Here is a 4786-nt window from a genome sequence, read left to right on the forward strand (position 1 = left end):
GATCTACACCAGGACGTACACTCTTTCCCTACACGACGCTCTTCCGATCTTCAAAAGATAACTCTAAATCTATTTGTTAAAAGAATAAAAGTTATTATTATTCCAAGACTTAGCTCCCCTTTTATATGAAGGTATCCTCCTACAAAAATAACTATTAACTGAGTCAGTTGATTATAAAAGTTGACACCAGACATTAAAGCTGAAATATTATATATATTTCCTTTTTCAACTTCTAATAAATCCTCATTTGTTTTTTTAAACTTATTTAATTTTTCCTCTTCTAAATTGTTATCCTTTACAAAAAATATTACTCTTAAAGTATTATGAACTCTTGAAGTCATTTTAGACATATTTTTTCTTATATTCACATACCCTTTTTTCAATTTTTTATTTTGATAAATAGTAAAATATATTGCAAAAGGAAGTGGAATCATTGTAAAAATTGTAAGTTTAATATTAAATCTTGTCATTAGTATTAAAGCACCTATTATTGATAAGATAGAAAATAAAAAATCTTCAAGTCCTCTATATAAAAGTGCAGATGTATTTTCTAAATCATTTGTTACTCTAGAAATAATATCTCCACTTTGTCTATCATTAAAAAATTTTGTTGGTTGATTCATAATTTTTTCAAAGAGATCATCTCTCATTCTAGATTTGATTTTATTTCCCATCAATTGTCCTCTAGAGCTCGAATATAGAGATAATAACAATCTACCTATATAAATTATCAAAAGAACTACTGAATAGCTAAAAAATACATTTAAAGCCTTTGTAGGGATTACATCATCTATTAATCTTTGAACTAAAACTGGACCAAATAAATCCAATCCTGTAACAATAAAACTGCTGACTAAAAAATAAGTCAGCAGTTTTATCTCTTTTTTATAGTAATATAAAATTCTATTTAACATTAGATAACTCCTTATGTAAATCTAATAAGGCATCAATTACTCTTGGTGTTCCTCTTAAAATTTTAGTAGAATCTAAAATAAGAACATTTTTGTTTTTTCCTGCCTTTGTTTCCTTTACAAAAGGATTGCTGTTTAAAATATCCTCTTTATTCTTTATTGCCATTGAACCTACTAATATATCTGGATTTTGAGATATTAGATATTCTGGCGATAAAATTGGTCTTCCCCCAGGAAGATTACTTCCAATATTTTCGATTCCTAAAGTTTCAAATATCTGTCCAGGCAATGATTTTTCTGTAAAAACTATCATTGGTGATGTTGAAAATAAAAAAGCTCCCTTTATATTAAGTGGTTTTTTACTTATTTCCTCTTTTATATTTTTTAATTTATTCTCATACTCTTTTTTTATAGATTTAGCTTTTGATTCATTTCCAGTAAGAACTCCATAACTATCTAAATTTTCTAGTATCTCATTAAAAGATGTTCCTTCATTAACAATAAATTTCAAATTTCTAGCTTTTAATATATCTCCAAATCCTTCAGACATTGAATTTAATATTACTAAATCTGGTGTAAATGAAAGTACATGCTCTATAGATGGCTTAGTTAGTGTTCCTGCTTTTGGTAAAACTTTTGTTTTTTCAACTGGCCAAATTGGTGATCTTGCTGTTTCAGCTATTGCTGCAATATTTTTTTCTCCACCAATTAAATAAAAGGACTCTACTACTGCTGGATCTAAAACTATTATCTTCTTATATTCCTTTTTTTCAATAGAATTTCCTCTACTATCTATTATTTTATCACCTACTATTTTCATTGAAAAAGCTGATGTAGAAATAACTAAACTCATTAAACTTATTATTATCTTTTTCATTTTTTCTCCTCTATATTAATGGTATCACATATGGGTAACCATTCTCATCTTTTAAGACTTTTGATTTTAAATTATAAACCTCTTTTAATATCTCCTCTGTTAAAACTTCTTTTGGTGTACCTTGATAAGCTACTTTCCCATCTTTCATAATAATTAGTTCATCGCAAAACATAGATGCTAAATTTAAATCATGTAAAACTGCTACACTTGTTAGCTCCTTATCTTGAACTAATGTTTTCACTCTATTTAAAAGTTCTACAGCGTGATTTAAATCAAGAGCAGATGTTGGTTCATCTAATAATAAAATTTCTGGATTTTGTGTTAGAGCTCTTGCTAAAAGAACTCTTTGAAACTCTCCACCAGATAAACTTAAAGCTATTCTTTCTTTAAATTTATCCAATCCTAAAAATTTTAAATTTTCACTAGCCATATTTTTATCCTCTTTTGTATATCCAGACCATGATGATTTTAAATGAGGTAATCTCCCCATTAATACAAAATCTTCCACAGACATTGTTGCCATTAAATTTGATTTTTGAGGAACTAAAGATATTATCTTAGCAATCTCTTTTTTACTAACTTCATCTCTATCTATATTATTTATTTTTACATTTCCACTATTTGATTTTAAATATCCTAAAACATTTTTTAAAAAAGTAGATTTTCCACAACCATTTGGTCCAAGTATTCCTGTGAATTTTCCTTTTTTAATGTGAACATTGACACCCTTTAGAGTTTCTTTCTCACCATAAGAGAATTTTAAATTATTAACTTTAATTGCCATTATCTTCCACCCTTTCCTTTAAATGCTAAATATAAAAAGAATGGTGCTCCAAAGAACGCTGTTACTACTCCTATTGGTATCTCAACAGGAGCTAAGATCAATCTTCCAATAGTATCAGATACTAGTAAAAAAAATCCTCCTGCTAAAGCTGCATTTGGAAGTAATTTAGAATTTGATGGCCCTGTTATCATTCTTATTGAGTGAGGTATTATTAGTCCTACAAAACCTATCATGCCACTAAAAGCAACTGAAAATGCCACTACAAAAGCTGATACTGAAAGCACTTGAATCTTTATCTTTTGTACATCCACACCTAAAGAGTGAGCTTCTTCATCTCCAGAAAGTAGTGCATCCAGTTGAGTTCTTTGAAGAAAGAAGAAAATCATTGAAATTATTAATGGAACTACTAAAATTCCAACTTTTAACCAAGTTGCTCCTCCTAAATAACCCATTAACCACATTGTAATTTTAAAAGATTCTTCTCCTATTAAGTACATTGCAAAGGATGTAAATGCACCTATAAAAGCTGATACTGCTATTCCTACTATTAGAAGTGTTGTAATATCAACTTTTCCATTTCTATTTGAAAGTTTAAATATAACAAAAGTACTTATTAAACATGATATAAAAGCTAATACCCCATACATTATATCTGGTAATTGTAGTACATAAGCTATTACTGCACCAAAAGTTGCACTTGCTGCAATTCCTATTATATAAGGGTCTGCTAAAGGATTTTGGAATACTGCTTGCACTACTACTCCACTTGAAGATAACATCATTCCTATTAAAATAGCCATTAATATTCTTGGTAATCTTATCTCATATATTATTGTTTTTATGTAATCTGGGGCTTGTGACATTGAAAATAATTGATTCAATGATACAGGAACACTTCCCATACCTATGGAAAGTATTCCTATTATTATTATTCCCAGAATTAATATTGTTGGTAAATATTTTTTCATATTAATTCTTCTCCTTTTTCAATTAGAAACTATATTTAAATCCTGCATTAAAACTTCTCTCTGCTGCTGGATCAAACTCATCTTCATTTATTGAATTGTAATATTTTTCATTGAATATATTATTTATTCCTGTATAAACTCTTAAACTTTCTGAATAATTATAGTTTAATGTAATATTTGTCACTATATACTCATTTACTTTTCCATTTTTATTGTCATTATTTGTATAATATCCAGCACTATAAACAGTATCTGTTATTAATTTTAATTTCGATGTTAATTCATAATCTAAACCTAAATTCAACTTTTGATTAGGAACATCTGATATTTCATTTCCTTCTATTGATTTATTCCGATCTTTCAATATTTCTGTTTTTACTAAAGAATACCCTTCTCTAATAGTTAATTTTCCAAAATACTGTTCCGCATTTAACTCTAAACCATGTCTTCTTGTTTTTCCAATATTATGGTTTTTAAAATCCATCTTATCTAAATTTTCTGTAAATATTTCATCCTTAGTTTCTGTTAAATAAATTGCTCCGCTAACAAAACTTCCAAATATATTATCTTTAAATCCAGCCTCATATGTCATATATGTCTCTGATTTTAAATTATTATTTATGTATCTTCCATTTATTTTATTAACAAGTTGCGATGGTGTTGGAGAAGTAAATCCTTTTTCACCTTTTACATACACATTTCCTGTATCTGAATATAAATAATTCCCAACTAATTCATACGCCATATTTTCCATAGTTGTATCTCTATTTATCTTTTCATTAATTGGACTAGAAGAGTATTTTATATATTGTCTTCCTGTTTTATAATGTGCATATTCATATCTTATTCCTTGAGTGAACTCAAATTTATCTATTTTATTTTTATTTAAAACAAATACACTATGAGTTTCTTTTTTTAAATCATTAATATATTTTTCTGGACTAAACATTTCCATTGAACTATTTCTTTTTAGTTTATTATTTATATAATCGTAACCTAAAATCAAATTATTTCCTTCTCCATAATTTATTTTTAACTTAGGTTTAAATCCAGATTTTTTATCTGTAAAATTCATTTCATTTATTATCTTATATTGGCTTAATCCCATTATTTTTCCGTAATCATTTGTATCTGCAATCTCTGTCTCTTGATAGAATCCTAATATATCTAAAATTATATTCTCATTTATTTTATACTCATATTTTGCATTAAATTCATCTTTTTTTGTATCATTTGTTATTAACTT

At 27.0% G+C, this 4786-nt stretch carries 5 protein-coding genes; all 5 read right to left on the reverse strand.

Annotated features, from left to right (window positions below):
• Nucleotides 1-50: 50 nt before the first annotated feature.
• Nucleotides 51-914, reverse strand: a complete 864-nt coding sequence (locus Q0V09_RS07810; protein ID WP_297488220.1) for an ABC transporter ATP-binding protein — start codon at nucleotides 912-914, stop codon at nucleotides 51-53.
• Nucleotides 904-1788 carry an ABC transporter substrate-binding protein gene (locus Q0V09_RS07815; protein WP_297488223.1) on the reverse strand — a complete coding sequence of 295 codons (885 nt, stop codon included), beginning with the start codon at nucleotides 1786-1788 and terminating at the stop codon, nucleotides 904-906. The genes Q0V09_RS07810 and Q0V09_RS07815 overlap by 11 nt, the downstream gene beginning before the upstream one ends.
• 10 nt (nucleotides 1789-1798) lie before the next feature.
• Nucleotides 1799-2572 (reverse strand): ABC transporter ATP-binding protein, encoded by a 774-nt coding sequence (locus tag Q0V09_RS07820; protein WP_297488226.1) that lies wholly within the window; start codon nucleotides 2570-2572, stop codon nucleotides 1799-1801.
• Nucleotides 2572-3540, reverse strand: a complete 969-nt coding sequence (locus Q0V09_RS07825; protein WP_297488229.1) for an iron ABC transporter permease — start codon at nucleotides 3538-3540, stop codon at nucleotides 2572-2574. The genes Q0V09_RS07820 and Q0V09_RS07825 overlap by 1 nt, the downstream gene beginning before the upstream one ends.
• A gap of 22 nt (nucleotides 3541-3562) precedes the next feature.
• Nucleotides 3563-4786, reverse strand: a 1224-nt coding sequence (locus Q0V09_RS07830) for a TonB-dependent receptor (RefSeq protein WP_297488231.1), incomplete at its 5' end; no start/stop codon positions are given.

This window comes from uncultured Cetobacterium sp. (assembly GCF_947039425.1).
Lineage (GTDB): Bacteria > Fusobacteriota > Fusobacteriia > Fusobacteriales > Fusobacteriaceae > Cetobacterium_A.

Coding starts and splice junctions, on each gene's coding strand:
- Q0V09_RS07810 (WP_297488220.1), bottom strand. CDS start 914: ATGTTAAATAGAATTTTATATTACTATAAAAAAGAGATAAAACTGCTG.
- Q0V09_RS07815 (WP_297488223.1), bottom strand. CDS start 1,788: ATGAAAAAGATAATAATAAGTTTAATGAGTTTAGTTATTTCTACATCA.
- Q0V09_RS07820 (WP_297488226.1), bottom strand. CDS start 2,572: ATGGCAATTAAAGTTAATAATTTAAAATTCTCTTATGGTGAGAAAGAA.
- Q0V09_RS07825 (WP_297488229.1), bottom strand. CDS start 3,540: ATGAAAAAATATTTACCAACAATATTAATTCTGGGAATAATAATAATA.